The organism is Mitsuaria sp. BK041 (genome assembly GCF_014193085.1).
Taxonomy (GTDB): Bacteria; Pseudomonadota; Gammaproteobacteria; order Burkholderiales; family Burkholderiaceae_C; genus Roseateles.
Map to the genome: position 1 here is coordinate 2,789,903 of NZ_JACHYT010000001.1, position 16,225 is coordinate 2,806,127.

The 16,225-nt window shown below is 69.4% G+C and carries 14 protein-coding genes and 1 pseudogene; 6 read left to right on the top strand and 9 right to left on the bottom strand.

Annotated features, from left to right (window positions below; all coding sequences use genetic code 11):
- Window positions 1-3 precede the first annotated feature (3 nt).
- A complete protein-coding gene (uvrC, locus tag FHT38_RS11745) occupies window positions 4-2,154 on the bottom strand; it encodes an excinuclease ABC subunit UvrC (RefSeq protein WP_183480044.1) in 2,151 nt (716 codons plus the stop codon).
- A 32-nt stretch (window positions 2,155-2,186) separates the two neighbouring features.
- Here uvrC and earP point away from each other — a divergent pair, with 32 nt between their 5' ends.
- Window positions 2,187-3,293 carry an elongation factor P maturation arginine rhamnosyltransferase EarP gene (gene earP / locus FHT38_RS11750; RefSeq protein WP_255488668.1) on the top strand — a complete coding sequence of 369 codons (1,107 nt, stop codon included), beginning with the start codon at window positions 2,187-2,189 and terminating at the stop codon, window positions 3,291-3,293.
- A 146-nt stretch (window positions 3,294-3,439) separates the two neighbouring features.
- A complete protein-coding gene (gene efp / locus FHT38_RS11755) occupies window positions 3,440-3,994 on the top strand; it encodes an elongation factor P (protein WP_091733741.1) in 555 nt (184 codons plus the stop codon).
- 101 nt (window positions 3,995-4,095) lie between these two features.
- Here efp and FHT38_RS11760 read toward each other — a convergent pair whose 3' ends face one another.
- The 6 genes from FHT38_RS11760 to FHT38_RS11785 form a co-directional block, all read right to left on the bottom strand.
- Window positions 4,096-4,527 carry a hypothetical protein gene (locus FHT38_RS11760; protein ID WP_183491875.1) on the bottom strand — a complete coding sequence of 144 codons (432 nt, stop codon included), beginning with the start codon at window positions 4,525-4,527 and terminating at the stop codon, window positions 4,096-4,098.
- A gap of 90 nt (window positions 4,528-4,617) precedes the next feature.
- Entirely contained in the window at window positions 4,618-5,478 is an 861-nt protein-coding gene (locus FHT38_RS11765; RefSeq protein ID WP_091733737.1) for a 2OG-Fe(II) oxygenase, read from the bottom strand.
- Window positions 5,479-5,531: 53 nt separating this feature from the next.
- A complete protein-coding gene (gene yaaA / locus FHT38_RS11770) occupies window positions 5,532-6,317 on the bottom strand; it encodes a peroxide stress protein YaaA (protein ID WP_147242482.1) in 786 nt (261 codons plus the stop codon).
- Window positions 6,318-6,437: 120 nt separating this feature from the next.
- A complete protein-coding gene (locus FHT38_RS11775; protein ID WP_091733733.1) occupies window positions 6,438-7,790 on the bottom strand; it encodes a TolC family outer membrane protein in 1,353 nt (450 codons plus the stop codon).
- A gap of 256 nt (window positions 7,791-8,046) precedes the next feature.
- Complete coding sequence (locus FHT38_RS11780; RefSeq protein WP_091733731.1) at window positions 8,047-8,700, bottom strand: protein-L-isoaspartate O-methyltransferase; 654 nt, start codon at window positions 8,698-8,700, stop codon at window positions 8,047-8,049.
- 48 nt (window positions 8,701-8,748) lie between these two features.
- Window positions 8,749-9,444: a TetR/AcrR family transcriptional regulator gene (locus FHT38_RS11785; RefSeq protein WP_183491876.1), complete on the bottom strand. Its 696-nt coding sequence runs from the start codon at window positions 9,442-9,444 to the stop codon at window positions 8,749-8,751.
- A 263-nt stretch (window positions 9,445-9,707) separates the two neighbouring features.
- Between FHT38_RS11785 and FHT38_RS11790 the strand changes: the two genes are divergently transcribed.
- From FHT38_RS11790 to mnmH, 4 genes are all read left to right on the top strand, one after another.
- Window positions 9,708-10,535, top strand: coding sequence for an undecaprenyl-diphosphate phosphatase (locus tag FHT38_RS11790; RefSeq protein WP_147243002.1), 828 nt, complete (start codon window positions 9,708-9,710; stop codon window positions 10,533-10,535).
- A 113-nt stretch (window positions 10,536-10,648) separates the two neighbouring features.
- Window positions 10,649-11,467, top strand: a complete 819-nt coding sequence (map, locus tag FHT38_RS11795) for a type I methionyl aminopeptidase (RefSeq protein WP_091733726.1) — start codon at window positions 10,649-10,651, stop codon at window positions 11,465-11,467.
- Between the two features lie 16 nt (window positions 11,468-11,483).
- Window positions 11,484-14,147, top strand: coding sequence for a [protein-PII] uridylyltransferase (locus tag FHT38_RS11800; RefSeq protein WP_183491877.1), 2,664 nt, complete (start codon window positions 11,484-11,486; stop codon window positions 14,145-14,147).
- 4 nt (window positions 14,148-14,151) lie between these two features.
- Complete coding sequence (mnmH, locus tag FHT38_RS11805; protein WP_183491878.1) at window positions 14,152-15,219, top strand: tRNA 2-selenouridine(34) synthase MnmH; 1,068 nt, start codon at window positions 14,152-14,154, stop codon at window positions 15,217-15,219.
- Between the two features lie 201 nt (window positions 15,220-15,420).
- Here mnmH and FHT38_RS25340 read toward each other — a convergent pair whose 3' ends face one another.
- Complete coding sequence (locus tag FHT38_RS25340; protein ID WP_147241905.1) at window positions 15,421-15,768, bottom strand: FKBP-type peptidyl-prolyl cis-trans isomerase; 348 nt, start codon at window positions 15,766-15,768, stop codon at window positions 15,421-15,423.
- A gap of 33 nt (window positions 15,769-15,801) precedes the next feature.
- Window positions 15,802-16,146, bottom strand: a pseudogene (locus FHT38_RS25345) (FKBP-type peptidyl-prolyl cis-trans isomerase); the annotation flags it as partial.
- Between the last annotated feature and the right edge of the window lie 79 nt (window positions 16,147-16,225).

Here is a 16,225-nt window from a genome sequence, read left to right on the forward strand (position 1 = left end):
CATTCAATGCAGCGCGCGATAAATGTCCTCGGCGAGCTCGCGCGAGATGCCCTTGACGCTGCACAGCTCCTCGACGCTCGCCCCCGCCACGCCGCGCACGCCGCCGAAACGCTGCAGCAGCTGCGCGCGCTTCTTCGGCCCCACGCCCGGCACGTCCTCCAGCCGCGAGCCGCCGGTGCGGATCGACGCCCGCTTGGCCCGCATGCCGGTGATGGCGAAGCGGTGGGCCTCGTCCCGGATCTGGGCGACCAGCATCAGCGCCGCCGAATCGCGGCCCAGGTAGACCTTCTCCCGCCCGTCGGCGAAGACCAGTTCCTCCAGCCCCACCTTGCGGCCCTCGCCCTTCTCGACGCCGACGATCAGGCTCAGGTCGACGCCAAGTTCCTCGAAGACCTCGCGCGCCATCGACACCTGGCCCTTGCCGCCGTCGACCAGGACCAGGTCCGGCAGACGACCGGTGCCATTCTGTGCGGCCTCGGCCATCTTGCTGTAACGGCGTGTCAGCACCTGCCGCATCGCCGCGTAGTCGTCACCGCCGGTGATGCCCTCGATGTTGAAGCGCCGGTACTGGCTGCTCTGCATCTGGTGGCCCTCGAAGACGACGCAGGACGCCTGCGTCGCCTCGCCGGCGGTGTGGCTGATGTCGAAGCACTCGATGCGGAACTTGTCGAGCTCGGTGACGCTGAGGTCCAGCGCGTCCACGAGCGCGCGGGTGCGCGCCTGCTGGGAGCCCTCCTCCGACAGCAGCCGCGCCAGCGCGATCTCGGCGCCCTTGACGCACATCTCCTGCCAGATGCGGCGCTGGCCGCGCGGCTGCGCCTGCGTGGTGACGCGGTAGCCGGCCTGCGCGCTCAGCGCCTCGGCCAGCGCCGGATCGACCGGCTCCGACAGCACCAGCAGCGAGGGCACTGCCATCTCGAGGTAGTGCTGCGCGATGAAGGCCTCCAGGACCTGGCGCTCCGGGCTCGGCGGCGTGGGGCGCGTGACCGCGGCACCAGCGGCGCCCTCGCCCGCCGCCGAAGCGTCCAGCTCCGGCAGGTCGTCGTCGTCGAGCAGTTGAACCGCCGTCGCGTCGTCGACGTGTTTCGGGAAGTAGGCCCGGTCGCCCAGATGCCGACCGCCGCGCACCATCGCCAGGTTCACGCAGGCGCGTCCGCCCTGCAGCTTCACCGCCAGGATGTCGACGTCGCGATCGCGGCCGGTGGCGCTGTTCTCGTCGACGGCCTGCTGCTGCAGCACCTTCGACAAGGCGGTGATCTGGTTGCGGATGCCGGCGGCCTGCTCGTACTCGAAGCGCTCGGCGTGGCTCATCATCTGCGCCTGCAGCGCGTCCAGGACCTCCTGGGTCTCGCCGAGCAGGAAGCGCTCCGCGTTGCTGACGTTGCGGCGGTAGTTGTCGTTCTGGCCCTCGGGCACGCAGGGCCCGGTGCAGCGGTGGATCTGGTGCAGCAGGCAGGGGCGGCTGCGGTTGTTGAAGACGGTGTCCTCGCAGGTCCGCAGCTGGAAGACCTTCTGGATCAGCTGGATCGATTCCTTCACCGCCCAGGCGCTGGGGAACGGGCCGAAGTAGCGATGGCGCCGGTCGACCGCGCCGCGGTAGTAGCTGATGCGCGGCCAGGCGTGGCCGGACAGGCGCAGGTAGGGATAGCTCTTGTCGTCGCGGAACAGGATGTTGAACCGCGGGTTGAGCGCCTTGATCAGGTTGTTCTCGAGCAGCAGCGCCTCGGCCTCGGTACGCACCACCGTGGTCTCGAGCCGCGCGATGCGCGCCACCATCATCCCGATGCGCGTGCCGCCGTGATCCTTCTGGAAGTAGCTCGAGACGCGCCGCTTCAGGTTCTTGGCCTTGCCGACGTAGAGCACGTGGTCCTGCGCGTCGAAATAGCGGTAGACGCCCGGCAGCGCCGGCAGCGCCAGCACCTCGGCCAGCAGCCGGTCGCGAACCGCGCGGGCGGCGCGCTCCATGTCGGCGACGCGGCGGGACTCGGCCGCCTCGATGGCTTCGGACTGGGCGTTCCACGCCTCGGCGTGGGACGGCGGCGCCGCGTCGGGCGCATCGGTTGCAGCCGGCGCATCGGCGCGCGGGGGCTCCGCGGGGACGGTCGGGGAAGAAGGCTCCGGCACTTCGCTGGCGCCGGCGGGGGTCGTGCTCATGGGGCGCGATTGTGCCGCCGGATAATTCCGCGATGCCCGACGCCCTCGCCGAATCCGCTTCCCCCGCGCAGTCTCCTGACACGATGACCTGGGACATCTTCTGCCGCGTCATCGACAACTACGGCGATCTCGGCGTCTGCCTGCGGCTGGCGCGCGACCTGGCCCGGCGCGGCGAGCAGGCGCGGCTCTGGTGCGACGACTTGTCGCCACTGGCCTGGATGCAACCCGAGGCTGTCCCGGGCCTGAGCTGCCGGCCCTGGGACGAGAGCGTGGGGGCGGCACCGGGCGACGTCGTTGTCGAGACCTTCGGCTGTGAACTGCCCGCGCCCTTCGTCGCCGCGATGGCCGCGCGGCCCGTCCGGCCGGCGTGGATCAACCTCGAATACCTCAGCGCCGAAAGCTACGTCGAGCGCAGCCATGGACTGAAGTCGCCGCAGTTCTCCGGACCGGGCGCAGGACTCGACAAGTGGTTCTTCTATCCCGGCTTCAACGATCGCACCGGCGGCCTTCTCCGGGAGCCGGGACTTCTCGACGCCGTCACCGCGCATCACGGCGACGCCTGGCGCGCGGCGCGCGGCTGGGGCCGCCGGCCCGGCGAGCGGGTGCTGAGCCTTTTCGCGTATCCGCAGGCGCCGCTGGCGCCCTTGCTCGAGGCGCTCGGTCCCGGCTGGCTGCTGCTGCTCTGCCCCGGGGCGGCCCAGAGCGCCGTGCCGGCCTTGCTGCGCGACGGGCAGCGCGCGCTCGCGCTTCCTCATCTGACGCAGGACGGTTACGACCAGTTGCTCTGGTCCTGCGATCTCAACCTCGTGCGCGGCGAGGACTCCTTCGTGCGCGCGCAATGGGCCGGCCAGCCGATGCTGTGGCAGATCTACTTCCAGGACGATGGCGCGCACGGGCCGAAGCTGGAGGCCTTCCTGGACGCCGCGCTGGCGGGCGCCGAGGACCGGTGGGCCGCGAACTGGCGCGCCCTGTCGCGCGCGTGGAACGGGCTCGGGCCGTGGACGCCGGCCTGCGCCGAGGCCCTGCGCGAACGGCCGGCCGCCGTCGCGCAGGCGCGCGCATGGCGTGCCGAATTGGCGGCGCAAGTGGATTTGACCTCGCGGCTACAGGCCTTTGCCCGGCGTGCGAGTGGCGCGTGACAGGCCTTTCGAGCTAGAATGCGCGGCTTTTCGCGTTCTGAACGCGCGGTTCCCCGAACCAGCGCCGAACGCCTCACACCGCCGGAACAGTTCGGATCTCCAAGCATCCAAGTGACTGTGCCCGGACCCAATCTCCCGGAATCATCATGAAGATCGCTCAAGAAATTCGCGCCGGCAACGTGATCATGCACGGCAAGGACCCCATGGTCGTGCTGAAGACCGAGTACAGCCGCGGTGGCCGCAATGCCGCGACGGTGCGCATGAAGCTGAAGAGCCTGCTGAACAACTCCGGCACCGAAGTCGTCTTCAAGGCCGACGACAAGATGGACCAGATCATCCTCGACAAGAAGGAGTGCACCTACTCCTACTTCGCCGACCCGATGTACGTGTTCATGGACACCGAATACAACCAGTTCGAAGTCGAAGCCGAGAACATGGGCGACGCCATCAACTACCTGCAGGACGGCATGGAAGTGGAAGTGGTGTTCTACGACGGCAAGGCGATCTCGGTGGAACTGCCCACCAGCGTCGTGCGCGAAGTGACCTGGACCGAGCCGGCCGTCAAGGGCGACACCTCGGGCAAGGTCCTGAAGCCCGCCAAGATCGCCACCGGTTTCGAGATCCCCGTGCCCATCTTCGTGGCCCAGGGCGACAACATCGAAATCGACACGCGTACCCACGAGTACCGCAAGCGCGTCTGAGCGATGCCGGAGCCGGCACCGGCTCCTCGCCCAACGAAAAAGCAGCCCGAGGGCTGCTTTTTTGTTGCCGCGTCGCGGGTCGTCCCGGTCGACCGCCAGGCTCAGGCGGCGGCCAGTCGCGCCTTGCTCTTCTTCGACTTGGCCGTGGCCAGCTTCTTCGAACCGGTCTTGCCTGCCGACGAAGCGTGCTGCGCCGTCTGCTTGGTACCGGACTTCTTGGCGCCCGACTTCTTCGCGGTGGCGTGCGACTTGCCGCCGGACTTCGCCGTCTTGCCGGCAGTTTTGCCAGCCGTCTTCCCCGTGGCCTTCCCCGCCGTCTTGTGCCGGGTGCCCGACTTCGTGGAAGTCGCGGACTTGTCCGACTTCGCAGCCGTGGCGGCGGGCGCGGCGGCCGGCGCGGCCATGTCGGCGTGCGCGGCGGGGATCGGCGCCGTGGCCGGCGGGACCGGCTGGGGCTGCGTCTGCGGCTGGCCTTGCGCCTGCGCGAGGGTGCTCAGCAACACGGTGCCCAGGGCGGCGATCAACGACTTCATGAAGTGGTCCTTCTTCGAGGCGCGCCGGCGCGCAGGCCGGCGCTCATGGGAATGATCAGCGAGTCTAGCCGCGCGCCGGTCAAGGCCGCGTCAAACGAACTCACCCCGACGTAACCATTTGGTGGCGACCCACTTCTCGCCCTCGACGACCGGCGCGCCGCCATGCAGCGTCAGCGTGCTGGGATCGGGCCGGTCGTAGCTGAAGAAGACCGCATTGCCCTTCTGGGCCATGACGTCGAGCTTGATGTCCGGGAAGACCGTCGCGCCGCCGCGCGCCGGCGTGTTCAGGTACATCACCAGCGTCGCGACGCGCTGGCCGCCGCGCTCCAGGATCGCCTTGCTGCTGGCGTGCCGCGGGTCGAAGTAATCGTAGTGCGGCTGGTATTCGGCGCCGACGCGATAACGCAGCACCTGCAGGCCCTCGCCGTTGCGCAGCGGCCAGTTCAGCAGCGTCGCGATGCGGCGCTCGATGCGGGCGACGACCTCGTTCTCGCCGCGCTCGAAGAACATGCCCTCGCTGGTACGCGCCGAGTTCACTTCGCTGCCCTCGCGCTGCGCCGCCACCGTCTCCGAGCGCGCCAGCCGGGCACCCGCCGAGGCGACCATCGCGTCGCATTCCTGGGCGCTCAGCAGGTTGCCGAACACGATCACCCGTGGCCGCTGCAGCGCCATCAGGATCTCGACGCGGTGGCCGTCGGGCAGCAGCACGCTGCGCTGGTCGGTCAGGTCCGGTTCGGGCAGCGAGCCCGGCTCGATCGCCGGCTCGGGCAGCTCCGGCAGCGTCAGCGGCGGCTCGAAGGGGCGGTGCTCGGCCAGCGCCTGCTGCGCCATGTCGGGCTGCCAGCCGCTGGTCAGCATGGCCTGGTACAGCGCCTCGCGTGTGATGCCGTTGCGCAACTGCGCGGCCACCCAGTCGCGCAGTTCGGGCGTGAGGTATTGCGAATTGCTCATGGCCGCAACGGTATCAAACTGATCGGTGTCTGCCTGTATCCCGGTGTGCCAGCTCAGTCGGCGACGCGGCGGCGGAACACCAGCCGGTCCGGCTCGCTGGCCTCGGGCGCGTAGGCGTAGCCGTCGACCGCGAAATCCTGCAGCCCCGCCGGCGTGCCGATCCGGTGCTGGATCGCATACCGGGCCATCAGGCCGCGCGCGCGCTTTGCAAAGAAGCTGATGATTTTGTAGCGGCCGCCTTTCCAGTCCTCGAACTGGCACTCGATGACCCGCGGCTTCAGCACCTTGCGGGCGGCGGCCTTGAAGTACTCCTGCGAGGCCAGGTTCACGATCACCGGCGCCGACAGCTGCGCGCACTGTGCGTTCAGGTGTTCGGCGATGGTGTCGCCCCAGAAGGCGTAGAGGTTGCCGCCGCGCTCGTTCTTCAGCGCGGTGCCCATCTCGAGCCGGTAGGGCTGCAGCCGGTCCAGCGGCCGCAGCACGCCGTAGAGCCCCGAGAGGATCGCCAGGTGGCGCTGGGCCCACTGCAGATCGTCGACCGACAGCGTCGCGGCCTGCAGGCCGTCGTAGACGTCGCCATTGAAGGCGAGCACGGCGGGCTTGCTGTTCCTGTCGGTGAAGCGCGTCGACCACGCGTGGTAGCGGGCCACGTTCAAGGTCGCGAGCGCCTCGGAGATGTCCATCAGGCCGCCGATGTCGGCCGCCGTCTTCGTTTTGAGGACCCCGATCAGCTCGGCCGCCTGGGACACGAAGTGGGGACGGCCCGCCAACGCGGCCAGCGCCTCGGGCGTGGGGGTGTCGTAGTCCAGGGACTTCGCGGGGGAGATCACATACAGCATGGGGGCGGATTGTCGCGCGTCCGGGGCGCAAGACCTGTCACCAGGCCGCCGGATGAACGAAGGCCGCCCTGGGGCGGCCTTCATCGGTGGTTCGCGACGCCTTGCGACGTCCCGCGACGCTCAGCGGGCGAGCAAGGCGTTGATCGCGGTCACGTCCTCGGGGCGCAGTTGGCCGGACGCCTGGCGCAGCTTGAGGCTATTCACCAGCACGTCATAACGGGCCTTGGCCAGGTCGCGCTGCGTCGTGTAGAGCTGGGTCTGGGCGTTCAGCACGTCCAGGTTGACCCGCACGCCGACCTTGTAGCCCAGTTGGGTCGCCTCCAGCGCCAGCTTCGACGAAGCCTCGGCCGCCTCGTAGGCCTTCACCTGCGCCTGCAGCGACTGCACGCCGAAGAACGCGCGCTTGGTGCCTTCCTCGACGCTGCGGCGGGCGAAATCCAGGTCGTTGCGGGACTTCTCCTCCAGCGCGACCGTCTCCTTGATGCGGTTGGTGATCGCGCCACCGCTGTAGATCGGCATGTTCAGCGCGACGCCGACCGACGCGTTCTTGAGGTTGCCGGTGTACTGCACGCCCTCGCCGGTGGAGCGCTGCACGCCGAGCTGCGCGGTCAGGTCGACCGTGGGCAGGCGCGCGCCCTTGGCGCGCTCGATCTCGTAGCGGGCGATGTCCAGGCCCAGTTGGGCCTTGCGGATCGCCGGATGACCGCCTTCGGCCTGGCTGACCCACGGATCGACCGTCGACGGCGCCACCGGCGGCAGCACCACCGGCACGGCCAGCGGCCGCGGCTCGACGCCGACACGCCCCACCAGTTGGTCCAGCGTGACGCGCTTGACGCGCAGGTCGTTGTCGGCAGCCAGTTCCTGGGCGGTCGCCAGGTCGTAGCGGGCCTGCGCCTCGCGGGTGTCGGTGATGGTCGCGGTGCCGACCTCGAAGTTGCGCTTGGCCGAGGCCAGTTGCTCCGCGATCGCGGCCTTGTTGGCGCTCGAGGTCGAGAGCGTGTCCTTGGCCGCCAGCACGTCGAAATACGCCTGCGCGACGCGGACGATCAGGTCCTGCTCGGCCGTGGCGAGGTCCGACTCGGCCACGTCGACGCCCAGTCGGGCCTGGTCGATCGAGCCCTGGTTGGGACGGTTGAAGACGGCGTACTTGGCGTTCAGGCCGGCATTGGTGACGGTGTTGCCGAAGCGGTCGCGCTGCACGCCGCTGCCGGGCGGGTCGAGTTCCGAGCGCGTCGAGCTGACGCCCACGCCGACCGAGGGACGCGCCAGCGCCAGCGCCTGGCCGTAGCGGTATTGCGCCGATTCCGCCGTCGCCCGCGCCGCCAGGTAGGTGGCGTCGTAGGCGCGGGCCGCGTCGTACAGCTCTTGCAGGCTCTGCGCCTGGGCCGCCCCGGCCATCAGCGCGAGCGCCGCGGCCAGGAGCGAGACCCGCGGCAGGCGGGAGATCGGAGACGTACGGCGTTCAGCGGCCATGAGGCTTCCTCGTATCGATGTGGTGTTCTTCGGAGCGATCCAACTGCGGACCGGCCGCGGACGTGCCGCGGCCGGTATCCAGGTCCAGGGCACCCGCCGGTCGATCGCCGCCGACCCGGCTCCGGTGCCGGGCGAGGTTATAGATCACCTCGCCCCCCTGTCTCGAAAGAAATGCGACGACTTGCAGTCTTCGCACCCCGTGACGGCAATAACGCGCGATGGGCTGCCAGCGCCCCGCCCGCCGCGCGCCTTCCGCTCAGAACGTGAAATGCGATCCGGTGTCGAAACCGTCCAGGCGCTGGACGACGGTCTCGAACAGGTTCTTGGTCGTGAACTCGCGCTCGCCGGTGCGCGTGATGATGCGCGCGCTCATCGCGGGCTCGTCGCCGACGATCACGCCCATGCGGCCGCCGATCTTGAGCTGGTCCAGCAGCGCCTGCGGCGCCTGGGGCACCGAGCCGGACAGCAGGATCACGTCGAACGGCGCCTCGCCGGGCAGGCCCTTGACGCCGTCGCCCTCGACCACCGTCACGTTCAGCACGCCATTGCGGCGCAGCGCGTCGCGGGCGGCGCCGGCCAGCGCCGCGTCCTTCTCGACGCTGAAGACCTGCTGCGCCTTGTGGCCCAGCAGCGCGGCCATGTAGCCGCTGCCGGTGCCGATCTCGAGCACCTTCTCGTGGCGCTCGATCTGCAGCTCCTGCATCCAGCGGGCCTCGACCCGCGGGGGCAGCATCTTCTGGCCATTGGCCAGCGGCAGCTCGACGTCGGTGAAGGCCACGTTGCGGTAGGCGGCGGGCACGAAGTCCTCGCGCTTGACCACGGCCAGCAGGGCCAGCACCGAGGGATCCAGCACATCCCACGGGCGGATCTGCTGTTCGATCATGTTGAAGCGGGCTTGTTCGAAGTTCATGTTCAGTCCTCTGGCGGCCCCCTTGGCGCGCCGAATGCGGGCAGTATTCTAGGCGGGCGACCGGGGTGGGGCCGGATGGCGCGGGCGGTTGAGGAGTCCCTCGAACATCAGCTCGAGCTGCAGCGACAGCACCTGCTCCGGCGTGCACTTGTGGTCGTGGGTCACGCCGGCCGCGCCGATCGAGTGCTCATGCAGCACCAGGTGCAGCATCGGCCCGATCAGCACCATCACCGCCGCGTCCGGATCGACCTCCCGGAACTCGCCCGAGGCGACGCCGCGGCGCACCACCTCGGCCAGCAGCTCGCAACAGGGATCGATGACCTCGTCGTTGTAGAACGCGGCCAGCTCCGGGAAGTTGCGGGCCTCGCTCATCATGATCTTGTGGATGCCGCCGGCCGGCGTCCGGCCCAGGCGCTCCCACCAGGTCCACAGCATCCAGGTCAGCAGCTCCGCCATCGAGCCCTGGTGCTTGGCGAGCTCGGAAATCCCTTCCGCGATCTTGCTGCCCAGGGCCTCGCGCACCACCGCCTTGAAGAGCTCCTCCTTGGAGGGGAAGTAGAGGTAGAGCGTGCCCTTGGAAACCCCCGCCTTGGCGGCCACTTCCTCCGAACGGGTGGCGGCGAAGCCCTTCTCGACGAACAGCGACAGCGCGGCTTCGAGCAGCTCCTGCGGGCGCGCCTCCTTGCGCCGCTGTCGGGCGGAGGACGGCGCGGAGCTGTCGGTCTTGGCGGAAGCGCGAGACATGGGGGATGGAGGACTGCTAACTGACTAACCGGTCAGTAATGTAGCGGCGCGCTTTCAGCCCGGTCAAGCCGGCAGTACCCGCCGCGCGCGGCGTCCCCTGGCCAGGCGACGCCCCGCATGACGACGTGGCGGCACCGTCACGCGCCCCTCACGCCGGAGCGCCCACATCGATGCTGCGCTGCGGCAAACCCTTCCCGAGCCAGGGCTATGATCCGCGCCGACCGCCTCCGGACCCGAGCGAGGCGGCATTCTGGAGTCGTAGTTTGGACACTGTGCTGCTGATCAAGGCCGCGATCATGGGGATCGTGGAGGGCCTGACCGAATTCCTGCCGATCTCGTCGACCGGCCACCTGATCCTCACGGGCGCGCTGCTGGGCGGCTTCGAGGATGCGCGGGGCAAGGTCTTCGACATCGCGATCCAGACCGGCGCGATCCTGGCCGTGATCATCGTCTACTGGCAGCGCCTGCGCGACACGGCCGCCGGACTGGGCAGCGACGCCCGCGCGCGCCGCTTCGTCCTCAACGTCGCGATCGGCTTCCTGCCGGCGGTGGTCCTGGGCCTGCTGTTCGGCAAGGCGATCAAGGAACACCTGTTCACCCCGGTCGTGGTGGCCAGCACCTTCATCATCGGCGGCGTGATCATCCTGTGGGCGGAACGCCGCCAGCAAAGCGCCGTGCGCATCCACGAGGTCGACGACATGAGCCCGCTGGACGCGCTCAAGGTCGGCCTGGTGCAGTGCCTGGCGATGGTGCCGGGCACCAGCCGCTCGGGCGCGACCATCATCGGCGGCATGCTGCTGGGCCTGTCGCGCAAGGCGGCGACCGATTTCAGCTTCTTCCTGGCGATCCCGACGCTGATCGGCGCCGGCCTGTACAGCCTCTACAAGGAGCGCTCGGTGCTGTCGACCGGCGACATCCCGCTGTTCGCGGTCGGCCTGTTCTTCTCCTTCGTCAGCGCCTGGATCTGCGTGCGCTGGCTGCTGCGCTACATCGCCAGCCACAGCTTCGTGCCCTTCGCCTGGTACCGCATCGCCTTCGGCATCGTGGTGCTGGTCACCGCCTACACCGGCCTGATCGTCTGGGCCGAATGAGCGCCGCCCGGCCCGGCGCGCCGCGAAGCTGACGCCCCGATGACGCGTTCCCCCGGATGGGGAACGCGTCCACCCCTGCGGGGGGATGGCCGAACGCCTAAAATGCCGGCCTTATGACCATCACGATCAAGACCGGCGCCGACATCGACGCCATGCGCATCGCCGGCCGTCTGGCGTCCGAGGTGCTGGACATGCTGACCCCGCACGTCAAGCCGGGCGTCACCACCGACCACCTCGACAAGCTGGCCCACGACTACATCGTGAATGTCCAGCAAGGCATCCCCGCCCCGCTGAACTACCAGCCGCCGGGCTACACGCCGTACCCGAAGTCGATCTGCACCTCGATCAACCACCAGGTCTGCCACGGCATTCCCAACGACCGCCCGCTGAAGAACGGCGACATCGTGAACATCGACGTCACCGTCATCAAGGACGGCTGGCACGGCGACACCAGCCGGATGTTCGTCGTCGGCGAGGGCTCGATCGCGGCCAAGCGGCTGTGCTCCTTCACCTACGACGCGATGTGGAAGGGCATCCAGAAGGTTAAGCCGGGCGCGCGCCTGGGCGACATCGGCCATGCGATCCAGACCTTCGCCGAGAACGCCGGCTTCAGCGTCGTGCGCGAGTTCTGCGGCCATGGCATCGGCCAGAAGTTCCACGAGGAGCCCCAGGTGCTGCACTACGGCCGCCCGGGCACGCTCGAGGAACTGGTGCCGGGCATGGTCTTCACCATCGAGCCGATGATCAATGCCGGCCGGCGCGAGATCCGCGAGATGGGCGACGGCTGGACCATCGTCACCAAGGACCGCTCGCTGTCGGCGCAGTGGGAGCACACGGTGCTGGTCACCGAGACCGGCTTCGAGATCCTGACGCAGTCGGCCGGCACGCCGCCGCCGCCGGCCTTCGTCGCGCCGCAGGCCGTCCCGGCCTGATCGCGGCGGACCGCGCATGAACGCCAGGACGCCGGGCGAGGCCGGCGCATCGCCGGCCGCGGCGCCCTCCGACGCCGCCCCGCTGACCGTCGCCGACCTGCGCCAGCGCTTCAAGGCCGGCAAGCAGCAGCTGCTGGAGGACTTCGCGGCCGCCAAGGCCAGCGTCGCCGCCGCCACGCGGCTGATGCGCCTGCTGGCCCGGCATGTCGACGGCACGCTGCAGGCGCTCTGGACGCATTCCGGCATCGCCGCCGCGGCGCCGGAGGCCGCGCTGGTCGCCGTCGGCGGCTACGGCCGCGGCGAGCTGTTCCCGCATTCGGACGTCGACGTGCTGGTGCTGCTGCCCGATGCGCTGCCGGGCGGTTTGACGCCCGACCAGCCCGGCCCGCTGAAGCAGGCGATCGAGGCCTTCATCACCGCCTGCTGGGACATCGGGCTGGAGATCGGCTCGTCGGTGCGCACCGTGCGCGAGTGCCTGGACGAGGCCGCCGGCGACGTCACCATCCAGACCGCGCTGCTCGAGTCGCGCTGGCTGGCCGGCTCGCGGCCGCTGGTCAAGCGCTTCGACCAGGCCTTCCGCGAGGCGGTCGATCCACGCGCCTTCATGCGCGCCAAGACGCTGGAGATGCGCCAGCGCCACACGAAGTACGAGGAAACGCCCTACGCGCTGGAGCCCAACTGCAAGGAAAGTCCCGGCGGCCTGCGCGACCTGCAGGTGCTGATCTGGATCGCGCGCGGCGCGGGCCTGGGCCGGACCTGGTCGCAGCTCGCGGCCAAAGGCCTGATCACGCCCTTCGAGGCCCGCCAGCTGCAGCGCAACGAAGGCGTGCTCAAGAGCATCCGCTGCCAGCTGCACCTGGCGGCGAAGCGGCGCGAGGACCGGCTGGTCTTCGACCTTCAAACGGCGGTGGCGGAGCGCTTCGGCTACGAGTCCACCCGCTCGCTGCGCGCGTCCGAGAAGCTGATGCGCCGCTACTACTGGGCGGCCAAGGCGGTGACGCAGCTGAACCAGATCACGCTGCTCAACCTGGAAGACCAGATCAACGGCACGCGGGGCAACGAACCGCGCCCGGTCAACGACCGCTTCCTGGAGCGCAGCGGCATGCTGGAGATCGCGGCCGACGACCTCTACGAGCGCGAGCCGCACGCCATCCTCGAGACCTTCCTGATCTACCAGCAGACGCCCGGCATCAAGGGCCTGTCGGCCAAGACGCTGCGCGCGCTCTACAACGCGCGCGGGCTGATGAACAGCGCGTTCCGGCGCGATCCGGCCAACCGCGCGATGTTCATGCGCGTGCTCGAGGAGCCGCAGGGCCAGACGCACGCGTTCCGGTTGATGAACCAGACCTCGGTCCTGGGGCGCTACCTGTGGGTGTTCCGGCGCATCGTCGGGCAGATGCAGCACGACCTGTTCCACGTCTACACGGTGGACCAGCACATCCTCATGGTGCTGCGCAACATCCGCCGCTTCTTCATCCCCGAGCACACCCACGAGTACCCCTTCTGCTCGCAGCTGGCGGCGCAGTTCGACCGCCCTTCCCTGCTCTACATCGCGGCCCTCTTCCACGACATCGCCAAGGGCCGCGGCGGTGACCACTCCGACCTGGGCGCGGTCGAGGCGCGGCGCTTCTGCCGCGCGCACGGCCTGCCGAAGGCGGATGCGGCGCTGGTGGTGTTCCTGGTCGAGCATCACCTGACGATGTCGCGGGTGGCGCAGAAGGAGGACCTGTCGGATCCCGAGGTCATCCAGCACTTCGCGCAGCTGGTGAAGGACGAACGCACGCTGACGGCGCTGTACCTGCTCACCGTCGCCGACATCCGCGGCACCGGCCCCAAGGTCTGGAACGCGTGGAAGGGCAAGCTGCTGGAGGATCTCTACCGGCTGACGCTGCGTGCGCTGGGCGGCGCGAAGCTGAACATGGCCGCCGAGATCGAGGCCCGCAAGCAGGAAGCGCGGCAGGAGCTGGCCCTGAAGGCGCAGTTGCCAGGCACCGAGGACGCGCTGTGGAAGACGCTGGACCTGAGCTACTTCGCGCGCCATGACGCACCGGACCTGGCCTGGCACGCGCGCGCGCTGTGGCGCCATGTCGCGAGCGCCGAGCCGGTGGTGCGGGCGCGCCCGTCGCCGGTCGGCGAGGGCCTGCAGGTGCTGGTCTACGCCAAGGACCAGCAGGACCTGTTCGCGCGCATCTGCGGCTACTTCGACGGCGCGGGCTTCAACATCCTGGACGCCAAGGTGCACACCACGCGCAGCGGTTATGCGCTGGACACCTTCCAGGTCATCGCGCCCGAGCTGGACCTGCACCACCGCGACCTGACCGCGCTGGTGGAATCCAAGCTCGGCCAGGCGCTGGTCGCGCAGGGCCCGCTGCCGGAGCCGCGCAAGGGGCGGCTGTCGCGCCGGGTGAAGAGTTTCCCGTTCACGCCACGCATCTCGCTGCGCCCGGACGAACGCGCGCAGCGCTGGCTGCTGTCGGTCAGCGCGACCGACCGCGCCGGCCTGCTGTACGCGATCGCGCGGGTGCTGGCGCGGCACGGCATCAACCTGCAGCTCGCCAAGGTCTCGACCCTGGGCGAGCGGGTCGAGGACACCTTCCTGCTCGACGGCGCGGCACTGCAGCAGAGCCGGATGCAGCTGCAGATCGAGAGCGAGCTGCTGGACGCGCTGTCGGTGCAGTGAGGCGATGAGCCAATACCACGTCATTGCGTCGGCCGAGGCTTTCGCGCGGCTCGACGGTTTCAGCACGGTCATCGACGTGCGCTCGCCGGCCGAGTTCGCCGAGGACCGCCTGCCGGGCGCGGTGAACTGGCCGGTGCTGGACAACGACGAGCGCCGCATCGTCGGCACGCTCTACAAGCAGGATCCGCTGGAGGCCCGCAAGGTCGGCGCCGCGATCGTGGCGCGCAACATCGCCGCCCACCTGGACGCGAACCGGGCGCTGATGCAGAAGCATTGGCGGCCGCTGGTCTATTGCTGGCGGGGCGGGCAGCGCTCGGGGGCGATGAACTGGTTCCTGAACCAGATCGGGTTCAAGTCGCTGCAGCTGGTGGGGGGCTACAAGGCCTTCCGCGGCGAGGTGATCCGGACGCTGGCCGAGCTGCCGGCGCGCTTTGATTTCGTGGTGCTGTGCGGGCGGACCGGCTCGGGCAAGACGCGCTTGCTGCAGGCGCTCGCGGGCGCGGGGGCGCAGGTGCTCGACCTGGAGGCGCTCGCGCGTCATCGCGGATCGGTGCTCGGCGCCCTGCCCGACCAGGCGCAGCCGAGCCAGAAGGCCTTCGACACGGCGCTGTGGCAGGCGATGGTCCGGCTCGACCCGGCGCGACCGGTGTTCGTCGAAAGCGAGAGCCGCAAGATCGGCGGCGTGCAGTTGCCGGAGCCGCTGCACCTGCGCTTGCGTCAGCAGGGGCGCTGCGTGTGGATCGACATGGCGGAGGCCGGGCGCGTGCAGCTGCTGCTGGAGGACTATGCGCACTTCCGGTCCGACGCGGAGGGCTTCAATGCGCTCATCGCGGGTCTGGTGACGCTGCGCGGTCGCGAACGCGTGGAGCGCTGGCAAGGGATGGCGCGGAGCGGGCAATGGGCTGAGCTCTTCGGGGAGCTCATGCGCGATCACTATGACCCTGGCTACGAACGGTCGCTGACCAACCACTTTCCGCAGTTGAGCTCGGCGCCGCGCATCAGCCTGGAAGACAGCGGCCCCGGCAGCACCGGTCAGGCGGTGCAGGCCCTGCTGGCCATTGCTGGCGCATGACCCTCTCTCGCGGCCTGCGATGAGCCCCCTCACCCTAACCCTCTCCCCCTCGCGGGGGCGAGGGGATGACTCACCCTCGCAAAAGGATGGTTCGCGAGGGGATCACTCGGGAAAGGGATAGCTCGCGAGGGGCTGCTGCGTGCCGAGCACTCCCTCGCCCCGCTTGCGGGGAGAGGGCGGGGGTGAGGGGAAACCGTGCCGTCAGACGGCCAGCAGTTCCACCTCGAACAGCAGCGTCGCGTGCGGGGGAATCACACCGCCGGCGCCATACGCGCCATAGCCCAGTTCCGACGGAATCACCAGGAACCGGGTCCCGCCGACCTTCATGCCCTGCACGCCCTCATCCCAGCCCTTGATGACTTCCCCGGCTCCGAGGTGGAAGCGGAACGGATCCCGACGGTCCTTGGACGAGTCGAACTTGCGCCCACGCTGCCCGTCCTTGTAGAGCCAGCCGGTGTAATGCACGGTCACGCGCTTGCCGGCCTCGGCCACGGCGCCCTCGCCGGTAGTGACGTCCTCGAACTCGAGGCCGCTGGCGGTCTTGGTCAGCTGGTTGAGGGTGATCGGCTCGGCGCCGCCGGAGACGCCCAGCAGTTCCACCTCGAACATCAGCGTCGCGTTCGGCGGAATCACGCCACCGGCGCCGCGCGCGCCATAACCGAGTTGCGGCGGGATCACCAGAACCCGGGTGCCGCCGACCTGCATGCCCTGCACGCCTTCATCCCAGCCCTTGATGACCATGCCGCCGTCGAGCTCGAACTCGAACGGCTCGCCGCGGTCCTTGCTGGAATCGAACTTGGCGCCCTTCTGGCCGTCCTTGAACAGCCAGCCGGTGTAATGGACCTTCACGTCCTGGCCGGCACGGGCCGTGGCGCCGGTGCCCGGCGTGGTGTCGTCGTATTGCAGGCCGCTGTCGGTCGTTTTCATCAAAGGATTCCTTGAAAGGGGATGTCCGCGGACATCGGGAACGCAAAGGCGTGATCATGCCAGCCGTCGGGCCGCCCGC

Coding starts and splice junctions, on each gene's coding strand:
- uvrC (WP_183480044.1), bottom strand. CDS start 2,154: ATGAGCACGACCCCCGCCGGCGCCAGCGAAGTGCCGGAGCCTTCTTCC.
- earP (WP_255488668.1), top strand. CDS start 2,187: ATGCCCGACGCCCTCGCCGAATCCGCTTCCCCCGCGCAGTCTCCTGAC.
- efp (WP_091733741.1), top strand. CDS start 3,440: ATGAAGATCGCTCAAGAAATTCGCGCCGGCAACGTGATCATGCACGGC.
- FHT38_RS11760 (WP_183491875.1), bottom strand. CDS start 4,527: ATGAAGTCGTTGATCGCCGCCCTGGGCACCGTGTTGCTGAGCACCCTC.
- FHT38_RS11765 (WP_091733737.1), bottom strand. CDS start 5,478: ATGAGCAATTCGCAATACCTCACGCCCGAACTGCGCGACTGGGTGGCC.
- yaaA (WP_147242482.1), bottom strand. CDS start 6,317: ATGCTGTATGTGATCTCCCCCGCGAAGTCCCTGGACTACGACACCCCC.
- FHT38_RS11775 (WP_091733733.1), bottom strand. CDS start 7,790: ATGGCCGCTGAACGCCGTACGTCTCCGATCTCCCGCCTGCCGCGGGTC.
- FHT38_RS11780 (WP_091733731.1), bottom strand. CDS start 8,700: ATGAACTTCGAACAAGCCCGCTTCAACATGATCGAACAGCAGATCCGC.
- FHT38_RS11785 (WP_183491876.1), bottom strand. CDS start 9,444: ATGTCTCGCGCTTCCGCCAAGACCGACAGCTCCGCGCCGTCCTCCGCC.
- map (WP_091733726.1), top strand. CDS start 10,649: ATGACCATCACGATCAAGACCGGCGCCGACATCGACGCCATGCGCATC.
- FHT38_RS11800 (WP_183491877.1), top strand. CDS start 11,484: ATGAACGCCAGGACGCCGGGCGAGGCCGGCGCATCGCCGGCCGCGGCG.
- mnmH (WP_183491878.1), top strand. CDS start 14,152: ATGAGCCAATACCACGTCATTGCGTCGGCCGAGGCTTTCGCGCGGCTC.